This window comes from Streptococcus oralis subsp. oralis (genome assembly GCF_002096435.1).
GTDB lineage: Bacteria > Bacillota > Bacilli > Lactobacillales > Streptococcaceae > Streptococcus > Streptococcus oralis_AA.
Window position 1 is genome coordinate 466,822 of sequence record NZ_NCUI01000024.1, and the last position, 14,273, is coordinate 481,094.

14 protein-coding genes and 1 other annotated feature are annotated in these 14,273 nt (G+C 41.3%); of the genes, 2 read left to right on the forward strand and 12 right to left on the reverse strand.

Annotated elements, in window-relative coordinates; translation table 11 throughout:
• Window positions 1-39 precede the first annotated feature (39 nt).
• The gene (locus tag B7723_RS05810) at window positions 40-2,322 is read left to right on the forward strand and encodes a Xaa-Pro dipeptidyl-peptidase (RefSeq protein WP_084849588.1); all 2,283 of its coding nucleotides are present in this window, start codon (window positions 40-42) and stop codon (window positions 2,320-2,322) included.
• A gap of 519 nt (window positions 2,323-2,841) precedes the next feature.
• Complete coding sequence (locus B7723_RS05815; protein ID WP_084849587.1) at window positions 2,842-3,312, forward strand: arginine repressor; 471 nt, start codon at window positions 2,842-2,844, stop codon at window positions 3,310-3,312.
• A gap of 35 nt (window positions 3,313-3,347) precedes the next feature.
• Here the strand turns inward: B7723_RS05815 and B7723_RS10535 are convergent, their stop codons facing one another.
• From B7723_RS10535 to trpX, 12 genes are all read right to left on the reverse strand, one after another.
• Window positions 3,348-3,512 (reverse strand): hypothetical protein, encoded by a 165-nt coding sequence (locus B7723_RS10535; RefSeq protein WP_000502578.1) that lies wholly within the window; start codon window positions 3,510-3,512, stop codon window positions 3,348-3,350.
• Window positions 3,513-3,521: 9 nt separating this feature from the next.
• Window positions 3,522-4,832 (reverse strand): GTPase ObgE, encoded by a 1,311-nt coding sequence (gene obgE, locus B7723_RS05825; RefSeq protein WP_000061637.1) that lies wholly within the window; start codon window positions 4,830-4,832, stop codon window positions 3,522-3,524.
• A 71-nt stretch (window positions 4,833-4,903) separates the two neighbouring features.
• On the reverse strand, window positions 4,904-5,038 hold the full coding sequence (locus tag B7723_RS05830) for a DUF4044 domain-containing protein (protein WP_000863851.1): 135 nt from the start codon (window positions 5,036-5,038) through the stop codon (window positions 4,904-4,906).
• A 29-nt stretch (window positions 5,039-5,067) separates the two neighbouring features.
• Window positions 5,068-5,256 (reverse strand): PspC domain-containing protein, encoded by a 189-nt coding sequence (locus B7723_RS05835; protein WP_000735790.1) that lies wholly within the window; start codon window positions 5,254-5,256, stop codon window positions 5,068-5,070.
• Window positions 5,257-5,276: 20 nt separating this feature from the next.
• Entirely contained in the window at window positions 5,277-6,602 is a 1,326-nt protein-coding gene (locus B7723_RS05840; RefSeq protein WP_084849586.1) for a glycosyltransferase family 4 protein, read from the reverse strand.
• 8 nt (window positions 6,603-6,610) lie between these two features.
• A complete protein-coding gene (locus B7723_RS05845) occupies window positions 6,611-7,654 on the reverse strand; it encodes a glycosyltransferase family 4 protein (RefSeq protein WP_193431857.1) in 1,044 nt (347 codons plus the stop codon).
• Window positions 7,655-7,766: 112 nt separating this feature from the next.
• A complete protein-coding gene (locus B7723_RS05850; protein WP_000331930.1) occupies window positions 7,767-8,096 on the reverse strand; it encodes a metal-sulfur cluster assembly factor in 330 nt (109 codons plus the stop codon).
• A 14-nt stretch (window positions 8,097-8,110) separates the two neighbouring features.
• The gene (rpoD, locus tag B7723_RS05855) at window positions 8,111-9,220 is read right to left on the reverse strand and encodes an RNA polymerase sigma factor RpoD (RefSeq protein ID WP_000201892.1); all 1,110 of its coding nucleotides are present in this window, start codon (window positions 9,218-9,220) and stop codon (window positions 8,111-8,113) included.
• Between the two features lie 2 nt (window positions 9,221-9,222).
• On the reverse strand, window positions 9,223-10,983 hold the full coding sequence (gene dnaG, locus B7723_RS05860) for a DNA primase (RefSeq protein WP_084849585.1): 1,761 nt from the start codon (window positions 10,981-10,983) through the stop codon (window positions 9,223-9,225).
• 196 nt (window positions 10,984-11,179) lie between these two features.
• A complete protein-coding gene (locus tag B7723_RS05865; protein ID WP_084849584.1) occupies window positions 11,180-11,938 on the reverse strand; it encodes an ABC transporter ATP-binding protein in 759 nt (252 codons plus the stop codon).
• Window positions 11,935-12,801 carry an ABC transporter permease gene (locus B7723_RS05870; RefSeq protein WP_084849583.1) on the reverse strand — a complete coding sequence of 289 codons (867 nt, stop codon included), beginning with the start codon at window positions 12,799-12,801 and terminating at the stop codon, window positions 11,935-11,937. The genes B7723_RS05865 and B7723_RS05870 overlap by 4 nt, the downstream gene beginning before the upstream one ends.
• A 65-nt stretch (window positions 12,802-12,866) precedes the next feature.
• Window positions 12,867-13,862 (reverse strand): tryptophan ABC transporter substrate-binding protein, encoded by a 996-nt coding sequence (trpX, locus tag B7723_RS05875; RefSeq protein ID WP_084849582.1) that lies wholly within the window; start codon window positions 13,860-13,862, stop codon window positions 12,867-12,869.
• Window positions 13,863-13,978: 116 nt separating this feature from the next.
• Window positions 13,979-14,194: a binding site (T-box leader), on the reverse strand.
• Window positions 14,195-14,273 lie beyond the last annotated feature (79 nt).

A 14,273-nucleotide genomic window follows, 5' to 3' on the forward strand; every position in this document is an offset into this window, starting at 1 on the left:
TGATATAATAAATCCAGTTTGTTTTCAAAGGAGAGAAACATGCGTTTTAATCAATTCAGCTATCAACCAACCGCTAGTTCTCAACGATTTGAGGAATTAGAAGGTCTTGGTCTAAAGCTGTCACCCCAACTGTCCTTAAAAAGACAGTTTGAAGACTTTATTCGTTGGAGTTTTTTCACTTATTCTAACACGGATTATGCCTTGTCCACATTGGCTGCGGATAAAGAAACAGATTTAGTAACCTTTTTCCAGTCAAACCGTGAGTTAACTGCAGAGATTTTCTACACAGTAGCTTTTCAACTTTTAGGATTTAGCTATCTTGTTGACTTTGAGGATGCCGAACAGTTCCGTAAAGAAACTGGTTTTCCTATTGTTTATGGAGATCTCATTGAAAATCTTTATCAGTTACTCAATACGCGAACGAAAAAAGGAAACACGCTCATCGATCAGCTTGTTAGTGATGGACTCATTTCAGAAGACAATCACTACCACTACTTTAACGGTAAGAGCTTGGCAACCTTCTCTACTCACAATGTCATTCGTGAAGTCGTGTATGTCGAGAGTCGTGTGGATACTGATAACGACGGTCTCCCTGACTTAGTCAAGGTCAGCATTATTCGTCCTCGCTATGATGGACAGATTCCAGCTCTTATGACTGCCAGCCCTTATCACCAAGGGACCAACGACAAAGCCAGTGACAAGGCTCTCTACAAAATGGAAGGGGAGCTTGAGGTCAAACTGCCCCACACCATTGAACTTGAGGAACCTAAGCTGAATTTAGTCGAACCTCATGGTCAAGCAGAAGTCGTCTCAGAAGCTGAAGAAAAGCTATCTCATATCAATAGCTCATATACACTCAATGACTACTTCCTCCCACGTGGATTTGCCAATCTCTATGTATCAGGTGTTGGAACCAAAGATTCTCAAGGTCTCATGACCAATGGTGACTACCAGCAGATTGAAGCTTATAAAAATGTCATTGATTGGCTCAATGGTCGTTGTCGTGCTTTCACGGACCACACGCGCAAGCGCCAAGTCAAGGCTGACTGGTCAAACGGCAAAGTTGCAACAACAGGAATTTCCTATCTAGGTACCACGTCCAATGGTCTTGCCACCACTGGTGTTGATGGCTTAGAAGTCATCATCGCAGAAGCAGGTATTTCCTCTTGGTACAACTACTATCGGGAAAATGGTCTGGTGACTAGCCCAGGGGGCTATCCAGGTGAAGATTTTGACTCACTTGCTGAATTGACCTACTCCCGTAATCTCTTAGCTGGTGACTATCTCCGTGCTAATGAAGCCCACAAAGCGGATTTAGAAAAGGTAAAAGAGCTTCTCGATCGCAAGACTGGTGACTACAATCAGTTTTGGCATGACCGCAACTATCTGCTCAATGCTCACAAGGTTCAAGCTGAGGTCGTCTTTACGCATGGTTCCCAGGATTGGAACGTCAAACCTCTTCATGTTTACCAGATGTTTCATGCCCTTCCTAGCCATATCAATAAGCACCTCTTTTTCCATCATGGTGCCCATGTTTATATGAACAACTGGCAGTCGATCGACTTCCGCGAGTCCATGAATGCCTTGTTAAGTAAGAAATTGTTAGGAATTGACTCAGGCTATCAACTTCCGACTGTCATCTGGCAGGACAATATCGCACCGCAAACATGGCAAAGTCTTGATGACTTTGGCAAGAAAGATGAACTGCATACCTTCTCTCTTGGAACCGAAGAAAAAGTGATTCAAAACCAGTATGATCAAAAAGATTTTGATCGTTATGGTAAGACTTACCAGACTTTCAACACCGAACTTTTCCAAGGAAAAGCTAATCAGATTACCATTGACCTCCCAGTAAGTCAAGACATTCACTTAAATGGGCGAGTGGAGCTGAAACTTCGTGTCAAATCGAGTACGAACAAGGGCTTATTATCAGCCCAACTGTTAGAACTTGGACAAAAGAAATATCTTCAGCCTTATCCAGCTGTTTTAAGTGCTAGAACCATTGATAATGGTCGTTACCACATGTTAGAAAATCTCTGTGAACTGCCTTTCAACCCAAGTGCCCAACGTGTCATCACCAAAGGCTACCTTAATCTTCAAAATCGAACCAATCTCTTGACGATTGAAGAAATCCAACCAAATGAATGGATGGACTTCAAGCTAGAGCTTCAACCAACTATCTACAAACTTAAAGAAGGAGATACTCTCCGTTTGGTTCTCTACACAACAGACTTTGAGATTACAATTCGAGATAATACAGACTATCAATTGACGGTTGATTTAGCACAATCTAGTCTTATCCTACCTTGTCAAAAGGTATAATCTACCAGACTTTCAATATGAAAGGATTCAAAGGAAAAGTCAATGAAATAGACCATTGAACTTCCTATAACCAAAGTTTTCCACTTGAACAGTCGAATCAAACATAAACTTCGTATCAAATCCAGTTCATCTGAAAGCATTTTAGAAGCCCTAGATAGAACTTGGACAAAAGATACTCCCTCTAACCAACATGTGTAACCATTTATCATACACGCTACTACACCACATGTTGGAAATCTCTGTGAATTAACATTTAGAGTGAATTCACAACAAGCCGTGACAAAAAGCTACCCAAATTGAATGATTCACTGTCATTAAAGAACATCAATGTAGATGAACGGATTGCTACCCAGTTTATCTGCATCCAACTAGTGACAGGTTAAAAGAAGGAGAATCTCTCCATCTAGTTCTTTATCTTACTGACTTTGAAATCATCATACGTGACAATACCGCCTACCACCCGACTGACATTTTCGTTCAGTCCACGCTACTGTACCTTGTAAAAGGAGTACTTACTTTATGAACAAATCAGAACACAGACACCAACTTATCCGCGCCCTCGTTTCAAAAAACAAAATCCATACTCAAGCTGAATTACAAGCCTTGTTAGCGGAAAATGATATCCAAGTTACTCAGGCTACCTTATCACGCGATATCAAAACCATGAACCTTTCAAAAGTGCGTGAAGAAGATAATTCTTACTATGTGCTAAATACAGGATCTATCTCCAAGTGGGAAAAACGTCTTGAAAACTATATGGAAGATGCTCTTGTTATGTTGCGTCCTGTGCAACACCAAGTTATTTTGAAAACTTTACCCGGTTTAGCCCAATCATTTGGATCTGTAATTGATTCCTTGGCCTTTCCAGATATCGTTGCAACTCTTTGTGGAGACGATGTCTGCATGATTATCTGTGAAGATGCTACAAAAGCGCAAGCATGTTTTAAAAGTCTTAAAAAATATGCACCACCATTTTTCTTTAGTGAATAAAACAAATCCCGTGATTAAAAGATCACGGGAATTTTTTATTTCTTTGACTGTGTTTCTTCTTTCTTTGTACGTGCCAATCGTAGAGCGCGTTTAGGATTGAGACGATTAAACAATTCTTCTAGTTTCTTTTCATTCCACACATCTGCTGCAGAAACAAAATTTCCATCTGCATCTCGGAATGATATCGGTTTATCTCCCATATCAATCTCCTAGTCTACAAATTCAAATTCAAATTTACCGATTCGGACCAAATCGCCATCTTTGGCGCCACGCGCACGAAGGGCTTCGTCAACTCCCATACCACGAAGCTGTCGAGCAAACTTCATGACCGATTCGTCACGGTCAAAGTTGGTCATGTTAAAGAGTTTCATGAGTTTTTCACCAGAAAGTACCCATGTCGCATCATCATCACGACTAATCTCAAAGGCTTTTTCTTCCTCGTCAAAGCCATAGTAAGCCTCTTCTTCCATATCGGATTCATCATAGATTGGGAATTCTGGAGTCTTGTCTAACAATTCAGCTGTCGCGTCCAAAAGAGTCGCCAACCCTTGCTTGGTCAATCCAGAAATAGGGAAGATAGCTGGAAGTTCCTCAAACTCGTCGTAGTTTGCTGCCAACTTCTCCTTGAAAGTTTTCAGATTTTCCTGACTTTCAGGCATATCCATCTTGTTGGCTACAATGATCTGCGGACGTTCCATGAGACGAAGGTTATAGGATTCCAATTCCTTATTGATCGCAAGGTAGTCCTCATAAGGATCACGTCCTTCACTAGCCGACATATCGATGACATGGAGGATAACTCGTGTACGTTCAATATGACGAAGAAACTGGGTTCCAAGACCAACACCTTGACTGGCCCCTTCAATCAAACCTGGAAGGTCTGCTACTGCAAAAGATTCACCTGACTGCGTACGAACCATACCTAAATTAGGGACAATCGTCGTAAAGTGGTAAGCACCAATTTTGGGTTTGGCTGAAGTGATGACACTAAGCAAAGTTGACTTTCCGACAGATGGGAAACCGACCAAGCCGACATCCGCTAGAATCTTCAATTCCAGTTGCAACTCACGTTCTTGTCCTGGTTCTCCATTCTCAGAGATTTCAGGTGCAGGATTTTTGGGCGTGGCAAAACGGATATTTCCACGACCGCCACGACCGCCATGAGCCACGATAAATTCTTGACCATGTTCAATTAAGTCTGTAATGACTTTACCTGTTTCCGCATCACGTACAGTAGTCCCCTGTGGTACGCGAACACGTAGATCTTCTGCACCACGTCCGTGCATTCCTTTGGTCATTCCTTTTTCACCGGAATCAGCCTTGAAATGACGGTTATAGCGGAAATCCATCAAGGTACGTAAGCCTTCGTCTACCACGAAAACAACGTTACCTCCACGTCCACCATCACCACCCCAAGGACCGCCATTAGGGACATATTTTTCACGGCGAAAGGCAACCATGCCATCGCCACCATTACCAGCCTTGACTTTAATTTTGGCTGTATCTAAAAACATACTCATATTTTCTTCTCACTTTAAAAAGGCTGGGGAGAACCCAGTCATTAGTTATTGTTTCTATCCTCGTAGCTTGCTTAGAATCTGCTAAAAGCTCCAAGCGCAGTTGCAAAGATACCAGCAAGGGTTACAAACAACATGATGAGCACGACAACAAGTGTCACCTTTTCAAACAAAGTTTTTTTACGTTTTCCGTTATCTCCAAAAGCCATAACTTCTCCTTTTTCAATATAATTCTAATTTAATATTCTGTCGAAACTGGTGCAATCAACCATAAAATGATATAAGCAAGGACTCCTGTCCCATAACAAAATGCAAGAACAGCCCAAATGACACGAACAATTGTTGGATCAATATCAAAATAATGAGCAACTCCTGCGCATACTCCACCAATTTTTTGATCTTTCCCGCTTCTCATTAATTTTTTCATTTTTTCTTCCTCTTATTCTATTATTTGAATTCGTCTCTCCAATAATCTCTGATGCTAGACAATTGTTTTCGAGACGCTCTTAAAATACGTTTGGATTCTTTTACTGGGCTTGTAACAGCCTGTTGAGGTAGATAGAGAATCGTTTTTAAGAAGCGTTGACTGACAGGTTGTCCATCATGTAACTCATGTTCAAAATTATTTGAGATAATAGCATCAAGGTAAAACTCATGAACTCGTTTCCCAAAATTTTCAGCCGAAATCTCGTACAACTTATCCGCCAAATTTTGTTCAGACATATCAGGAGTAGCAATCAATGCTTCAAGGATAGCTCCTGCAAGCTCTCGTTCTCCATAGTAGAGAGTACCAAACATTTTATCATTGATCAGATTTTCAAGATAGGGATTGCCATGAGCAATAACAGGCGTTCCACTGGCTAGACTTTCTAGATAGGTTAAACCCTGAGTTTCACTCGTAGAGGCTGAAATAAAGAAATCAGCTGCTTTATAGTACAAGGCTGTCTCACTTGGAGCAATCATACCTGTAAAAATCACATGTTTTTGTATGTTTAATTTCCCTGCTTGTTCCTTCAGACTGTCCAAATAAGGTCCGTCTCCAGCAACAACCAACTTCACCTTGTCTTCTTCTTTCAAAACCTGTGCAAAGGCAGCTAAGACTGCTTGGATATTCTTCTCAAAGGAGATACGAGAAAGACTCAGCAACATTTTCTCGCCTTCCTGAATACCTAACTTCGAGCGAAGCTCTAGTAAGTTTTCCTCTTTGATCTCAGGTCGTTCAAACTTAGCCAGCTCAATTCCAGTTGGGATGACACGCTTTTCAACCTTGACTTTGTATTTAGATAAAAGGTCACGAACAATCTCACTAGGGCAAATCACGCCATCTACATCATGAAGGAAGCCACGCACCAAATATTTTACCATACTCGGACGAATTAGCATGCCCTTAGCAATGTAATGCACATAGTCTTCATACTGGGTATGGTAGGTATGAATAACTGGAATTTTCAATTCTCTCGCAATCCAAATTCCTAACAAACCAAGAGAAAATTCTGTCTGGGTATGAATAATATCGAGTTGATACTGCTTGGCAATTTCAAGCGCCTTTGTAAAACCTCGGTAGGCAAATCGTCGATCCTTAAACGCAAAGAAAGGGACACTCGGAATGCGAATAATTTGCCAATCCTCGTAGCGGTTCACATCTTTATCTGTTGTTGTAAAGATAAAAACTGCATGCCCCTGCTTTTCAAGCTCAGTTTTCAAAGTCCGAATACTAGTCGCGACCCCGGAAACCTGAGGGAAATAGGTATCTGTAAATAAACCAATTCGCATAAATTACCTCACTTTTTGCCCAAAGCAGCCTGTTCTCGATAAAATTTTAACCAGATTTCCAACAAATGCTCCTCAGAGTACTCTTTGGAGATCTCGCAAGCTTTTTCTTTCAAGTCTTTTAAGGCTTCAGAATCATTCTTGTATTCTAGGATTGCTTCTCTCATCTCGGAAACATCACTTGTAGCACGATAATTCCCATCAAGAATAACCTTATATAGATCCAAATCTCTTAACATAATAGGAGCCTCGCAACTAGCGGCCTCTAAGATGGTCATAGGGAATAATTCATTATAACTTGGTAGCAAGAACAGATCCGCCATAGCATAAAGTTCCCGCATCCGTTCGGGTGACACAATTCCAGGAAAAATAAGATTTTCAGGTGGATTGTCCATTATCTTCTTGTAGCGTTCATAACCATCTGTCATCCCACCAAATGAAAAACCACCTGCCCAGATAAAGGTAATTTCTGGCAATTCCTCAGCAAGACGGATAAAATCATCAATTCCTTTACGTTTCTGAACCTGACCCGCACCGATTACAACAAACTGATCTTCCGAAAGATCCATTTCCTTCCGGAGTTGTGCAACCAGTTCAGCTGGCAGTGGATGCCATTTTTCCTTATTGACAAAGTTTGGAATATAAGTCACTTTTTCACGTGGAATACCAGCCGCCACCAAATCCTCGATAAACATGGGATTGACCACCACCAAGTGTTCCATTCGGTTGTAAAAGGAAAAAACATAGCGTTTGACAATTCCTTTTAGGAAAAATGGAATCTTCAAACTCCCCTCAAGCGTATCAGGCAAAAAATGCACATAGCCAATTTTTCTCCCAGAGCGTTTCTTTTGGAAAGTAGATAAATAATAAGGGAAATCAATGGTGTGAAAGTGAGTTACATCCGCTTCAACAGGAAGATTCTCTGTAACAATCAACTGATCTTTGGCATCACGGTGAAGGAGACTAACCAATTCTCGATAAGCTCCTGACACTCCTTGACCAGCTACTTTTTCACTTGAACTCAGCATATTAATACGCAATTTTTCGTTTTCCATACCTTTCATTATACCATTTTATTTCCAGAAAATCAGCAAAAGAAAGAAGAGACCAAAGGAAAAAGGATAAAATTACCTTATTTTCCAATCGTCTCTCTCATTTTTTTAGTCTTTATTTAATTCCTAGGGCGATACGCGCGTATCGGCTCATTTTTTCAACTGTCCAAGCTGGATACCAGACCAATTTAACTTCGGTATTGGTTACCTCAGGCACATCTGTCATCGCATCATGTATCTGGTCTGTCAAAAGGTCAGCCAGTGGGCAGCCCATAGTTGTCAAGGTCATATCAATTTCAGTATGACCTGTTTCACCATCAAAACGAATTTCATAAATCAAACCTAGGTTGACAATATCAATCCCCAACTCAGGGTCGATGACTTCTTCCAAAGCATTTAAAATGCGTGTTTTGATCGTTTCAATTTGCTCTTCTGTATAAGCCATGTTATTCCTCACTCTCAGTCTTCAATAAAATCACGAAGGGGTTTGCTGCGACTTGGTTGGCGCAATTTTCTCAAAGCCTTGGCCTCGATCTGACGGATACGCTCACGAGTCACGTTAAAGACTTTACCAACATCTTCAAGAGTACGCATTTTCCCATCGTCCAAACCGAAGCGCAAGCGCAAGACGTTTTCTTCACGGTCTGTGAGAGTATCCAAAACTTCATCCAGCTGCTCACGCAAAACGATACGAGTTGTGTAGTCCACTGGATTTTCAATCACTTCGTCTTCGATAAAGTCCCCAAGATGGCTATCGTCCTCTTCTCCAATCGGTGTTTCAAGTGATACTGGTTCTTGAGCGATTTTCAAAATTTCACGGACCTTGTCAGGTGTCATATCCATACGTTCAGCGATTTGTTCAGGAGTTGGATCTTGCCCCAATTCTTGAAGGAGGTTACGCTGTTCACGAACCAATTTATTGATAGTTTCAACCATGTGAACAGGGATACGAATGGTGCGAGCTTGGTCAGCGATGGCACGAGTGATTGCCTGACGAATCCACCAAGTTGCATACGTAGAAAACTTAAATCCTTTTGAATAGTCAAACTTGTCAACAGCCTTCATCAAGCCCATGTTTCCTTCTTGGATCAAGTCAAGAAACTGCATGCCACGCCCTACGTAGCGCTTAGCGATAGAAACCACCAAACGAAGGTTGGCTTCCGCAAGGCGTTGTTTGGCTTCAATATCACCAGCCTCAACTGCTAGGGCCAATTCTTTTTCCTCTTCGTTGGTCAAGAGAGGAACAACCCCGATTTCCTTCAAATACATACGGACTGGGTCATTAACCTTGGCTGAAGTTGAACCAATCAAGTCCTCATCACTGAGTTCTGGTTCTTCTTCTGCACTAAGAACACGCGCACTTGGATTTCCTTCGTTATCTGTGATAGAAATTCCAGCATCCTGAATCCGTTGCAAAAGGTCTTCAATGCCGTCTGCATCGAGAGTAAAAGGAATAACCAGACTTGAATTGATTTCGTCGTCTGTTGCTGTTCCTGTTTTTTTGTGGTTACGGATAAAGTCTGCCACTTGCACATCAAATGTAGTTACTTCTTTTTGTTTTGTTGCCATTATTACTCCATTCTTCTCTTTTGGGAAATCAATCGTTGCAATTCTTCCAAGGCGGTGTCTGTATCTCCTACATGACTAGCTTCCTGCACTTTCTTTTTAATTCGTAAGTTGTCCTTGCTGAGGAGAGCACGGTTTCGAGTCGCTTCGACTTCCATTAGCTCTTGAGGCGACATCTCAGCTGGCAAATCCAAGCTAAGCACGTGGTACCAAGCATTTTCAACCTCAGGCGTCTGATGATAAAGCTCCTCTGAGCCGATTTCTCCCTGCTCACTTAATAATTCGTAAAGAATCTGAAATTCTGGGGTATCAAAGAAAAAATCTTCTCTTAATCTGTAGTCATTTAGAACAACTGGATTCTCAGCCATCCTATAAAGGAGATGAGCCTCTGCTCTCATGACTGCTGTCAATTGTCGCGTTACAGGTATACTAATCGCTACTGGAGGTTGCTCCTCTTTGACTCTTTCCTGCCTCTGAACAATCCGACTTTCATTTACAATCTGTTCTACCTGCTGGTAATCAAAAGAAGGTAGATTATCCGCCAGAATGTGGATATAAGAATTCTGGGCAGTGATAGACTTTTCTTTGGCGATTAGGGGCGCAATCTTTTCAATGAACTCAATTTGCGCCTGTAAGTTATCACTATTTTCCGGCTTGAGCTGGTGAATATAGAACTCTATGGGACTAATCCGAGTCTTGGTTAAAAGGTAAGCCAGGTCTTCAGCAGAATTCTTTTGCAAATACTCATCTGGGTCCATGGCATCAGGTACTCGAACAACCTCAACTGAGAAGTCTTTTAACTCCTCTAGAGCCTTGGCTGTTGCTGTCTGCCCTGCCTTGTCGCCATCGTAGCTGAGAACAATTTTTTTGGTAAAGCGTCTGAGGTGATCAACATGCTCCTTGCTTAAGGCTGTTCCCATGGAAGCTACAGCATTTTCTATACCAGCACGGTAGGCTGCAATCACATCCATGAAGCCTTCCATCAGATAGAGCTCTGTAATCTTACCTGTTCCCTTTTTTGCCTTGTCCAGATGATACAATTCGTAGCTCTTGTTAAAAATTGCAGTCGAGCGGCTATTTTTATATTTGGCAGTCTGACTATCCGTTTCTTGCCAGATACGACCTGAAAATGCAATAACCTGCCCCTTGTCATTGGTCAAAGGAAAGATGATTCGTCCAAAAAAAGTATCATAAAATTGATTACCATCTGACAGATAAAACAAGCCCGAATCCAATAAATCCTTTTCCTCAAACTTGTCAGCCAAACGTTGATAGAGATAAGTTCTCTCTGCTGGAGCTAGTCCAATCTGGAAGTGCTTCAGAACATCATCTGTCAATCCGCGTTTGTAGAGATAAGCCCTTGCTTCTTCTCCCATCTTTGTCGTCATGAGGATGGCATGGTAAAAACGGGCAGCTTCTTCATGCATATCGTATAGAGCTTGATGAGGGGAAGTTTGTTGGGGACGAGACTGTACCGGCGTAGCTAGTTGAATACCGACGCGCTCTCCTAAGAGCTGAACGGCTTCCATGAAGGACACACCTTGGTATTCTTCGATAAACTTAAAGACATCTCCTGAACGACCACAGCCAAAACAGTGATAAAACTGCTTGTCTTCCACAACGTTGAAAGAAGGGGTCTTTTCACCATGAAAAGGACAGAGCCCTAAATAGTTCCGTCCAGCCTTTTGTAAAGAAATCACATCACCTATGACTTCCACAATGTTGGCATTGTTTTTGATTTCTTCAATGACTTGCTTGTCAACCATACACAATACCTCCATCTTATCATAGTTTCACGTAAACTAGTATAGCTTATTTCTGAAAAAAAGTAAACCATTTCATACGCTTTCCGTAATTCTCTTTGCCTTATTTTTCTAGATAGAAAGAGGTGATAAAAAACTCAGAAACACTTCCATGTTTCTAAGTTAATTTTCACTATTTTTTGATGATTACTTCACTCATCTATTCAAATAATTGATAGTAGTCTGAAATTTTCATCTTAGCTTTTTCTTCTTTATTGAGGTCTTGGATGATACGGCCTTCCTTCATAACAATCAGACGATTTCCATACCTCAATGCATCTTCCATATGGTGAGTAATCATCAAGGCTGTCAGATGGTCTTTGCTGACAAATTCATCTGTTAACTCCATCAAGGCCACACTGGTCTTTGGGTCAAGAGCTGCTGTGTGTTCATCCAACAAGAGTAACTCTGGTCGCTTCAAGGTTGCCATCAAGAGACTCAAGGCCTGACGTTGTCCACCTGATAGAAACTCAATCGGAGTGTCGAGATGTTTTTCAAGGCCATTTCCCACTTTTTCAATGGTGGCCTGAAACTCCTCGCGGTGACTTGATAGCCTTCTAGGAAGGAGCCCTCTCTTCTCACCACGATACTTGGCAATCAAGAGATTTTCCGCCACCGTCATACGAGGAGCCGTACCCATTTTAGGATCCTGAAAGACACGAGACAGGTACTTAGCCCGCTTTTCAGGTGAAAAATGCGTCACATCCTCGCCCATGATACGGATACTTCCACTTGTTAAAGGTAGGGTACCTGCAATAGTGTTAAAAAGAGTTGACTTCCCAGCTCCATTTCCACCTAGGATGGTAATGAAATCATGTTCAAAAATTTCAAGAGAAACATCATTTAGAATGATTTTTTCCTCGTCAAAGCCATTCGTGATGACTTTGGTAGCATTTTTTAATTCTACAATTGCTGTCATTTGCTAAACTTGACTCCTTTCAAGTATTTGCTTTTGAAGGTTGGAATCATAAGACAAACTGCCAAAATCAAGGCGCTATATAGTCGTAAATAGCTCGTGTTAAATCCAAGAGCAATCACTCCCCATACGAGGAACTGATAAGCGATAGAGCCTACAACGATGGTCATGAGTCGCTCTGCCAAGGTCAAACTCTTGAACAAAACCTCACCAACAATCAAACTAGCAAGCCCTACGACAATCACTCCAATTCCTCGAGACACATCCGCATATCCTTCTTGTTGAGCAATTAAGGCTCCTGCAAGCGCGATAATCCCATTTGAAAGAACCAAACCCATGAGTTCCATACGACCAGTATGAATTCCAAAACTACGAGCCATATCAGGATTATCACCTGTAGCGATGTAGGCCTGACCTAGTTTGGTATCTAGGAAAAAGAGCATGAGACCAATAACAAGGGCAATAAAGATAAATCCTGTCAAAAGTTGATTGAGGTCCGAATCAAAAGGCAAGATATCTTGAATTTGCTTGGTTCCAAGAAGGCCCAGATTGGCACGTCCCATAATCATGAGCATGATGGAATGGCAAGAAGTCATAACCAAAATCCCTGATAAGAGAGTTGGAATTTTTCCTTTGGTATATAAGAGACCTGTCGCCATTCCAGCTAGACAGCCTGCTCCTACTGCAGCCAAGGTCGCTAAAAACGGATTGACTCCCTGGGTTATTAAAGTTACAGCGACTGCTCCTCCTAGAGGAAAAGATCCCTCGGTAGTCATATCTGGAAAATTCAAAATTCGAAAAGTCATAAAGATTCCCAGACCTAAGATTGCCCAGACCATGCCCTGAGAAATAATGGATACTATCATAATCTTTCACTCATTTCTTTCTTTAGTAAAAACGGGAGGAGATGTCCCCAACTCCTCCTTTATCCTTATTCAATCACTTGTCCTGCTTCTTTTAGAAGAGACTCAGGGATTGTGATACCAAGTTCTTGCGCTAGTTTTTTATTGATAACCGACTTACCAGTTGAGAAGACATTAACTGGAGTATCAGCTGGTTTTTCACCTTTCAAAACTTTAGCAATCATCTTACCAGTAGCAACTCCAAGATCGTGTTGGTCAACTACTACAGATGCCAGACCTCCTGCTTCTACCATGGCGGTTGCGCTTGGGTAGATTGGTTTTTTGGCTGTTTGGTTGCTTGATACAACTGTTGGGAAGGCTGATGCAATGGTGTTATCAATTGGAACCCAAATAGCGTCGACCTTGCTGGTCATAACATTAACTGTTGAAGCAATTTCGTTAGTGGAAGGAACGGCAAAGGTTTCGACTTTCAAACCTGCTTTCTCAGCATAAACTTTGAATTCTTCAACTTGTGATTTTGAGTTATCTTCGCTACTTGAGTAGAGAGCTCCAATGGTTTTAACATCAGGAGTTAAAGCCTTAATGAGCTCCACTTGTTGTTCTGCTGGGTTGTGGTCTGATACTCCTGTAATGTTGCCACCTGGTTTTGTCAAATCTTTAACCAAGTTAGCACCGATTGGATCCGTTACAGCTGCCATGATAACTGGTAGGTCTTTCGTAGCACTTGCAAGTCCTTGAGCAGCTGGTGTTGCAATCCCAACAACAAGATCATTTCCGTTTGCCACCAATTGTTTACTCATGGTTGCAACCTTGCTCTGATCTCCTTCAGAGTTCATAAAGTCGATTTTTACTTGGTCGTCCTTATACCCTTCTTCAGCAAGTCCATCTTGAATTCCTTGATAAATCAAGTCCAAGGATGGATGGCTAACAAATTGAAGAACACCAACCTTAGCAACCTTTTGCTCTTCCTTAGCTACTGGTTTGTTCATGGATGAATAAATCAAGCTAGCCACTACCAATACTGCTAATCCAGCGATAATTCCAATCAAACGTTTATTTTTCATATTCTTTCTCCTTAATTCTTTTATCTTAACTTTTTAAATCACATCATCAAGCGATGCCATCGTTTAAATTCCATCATTATCCTCCCCATAGAAAAAGTCCTCACACAAAAAACTTGTGTGAGGACGTCGATGCGCGGTGCCACCTCAATTATAGGGAATATCCCTATCGCTCTTTCTCGCAATAACGAGTTGCACTGTAAGGTGTGCTCACCGAATTTTTATGATTTCAAATTCTAAAGTACATTCAGCCCAATTTCATCAATTTCATCTATCTGCTTTCACCAACCACAGACTCTCTAAAAAACTTCAATGATTACTTTCTGAATGTTTAAATTATATCATTTTTCAACTACTTGTCAAGGTTATTTTTAGAATTTTTTAAACAATTCAAAAACTTCCCCTTGAAAAAAG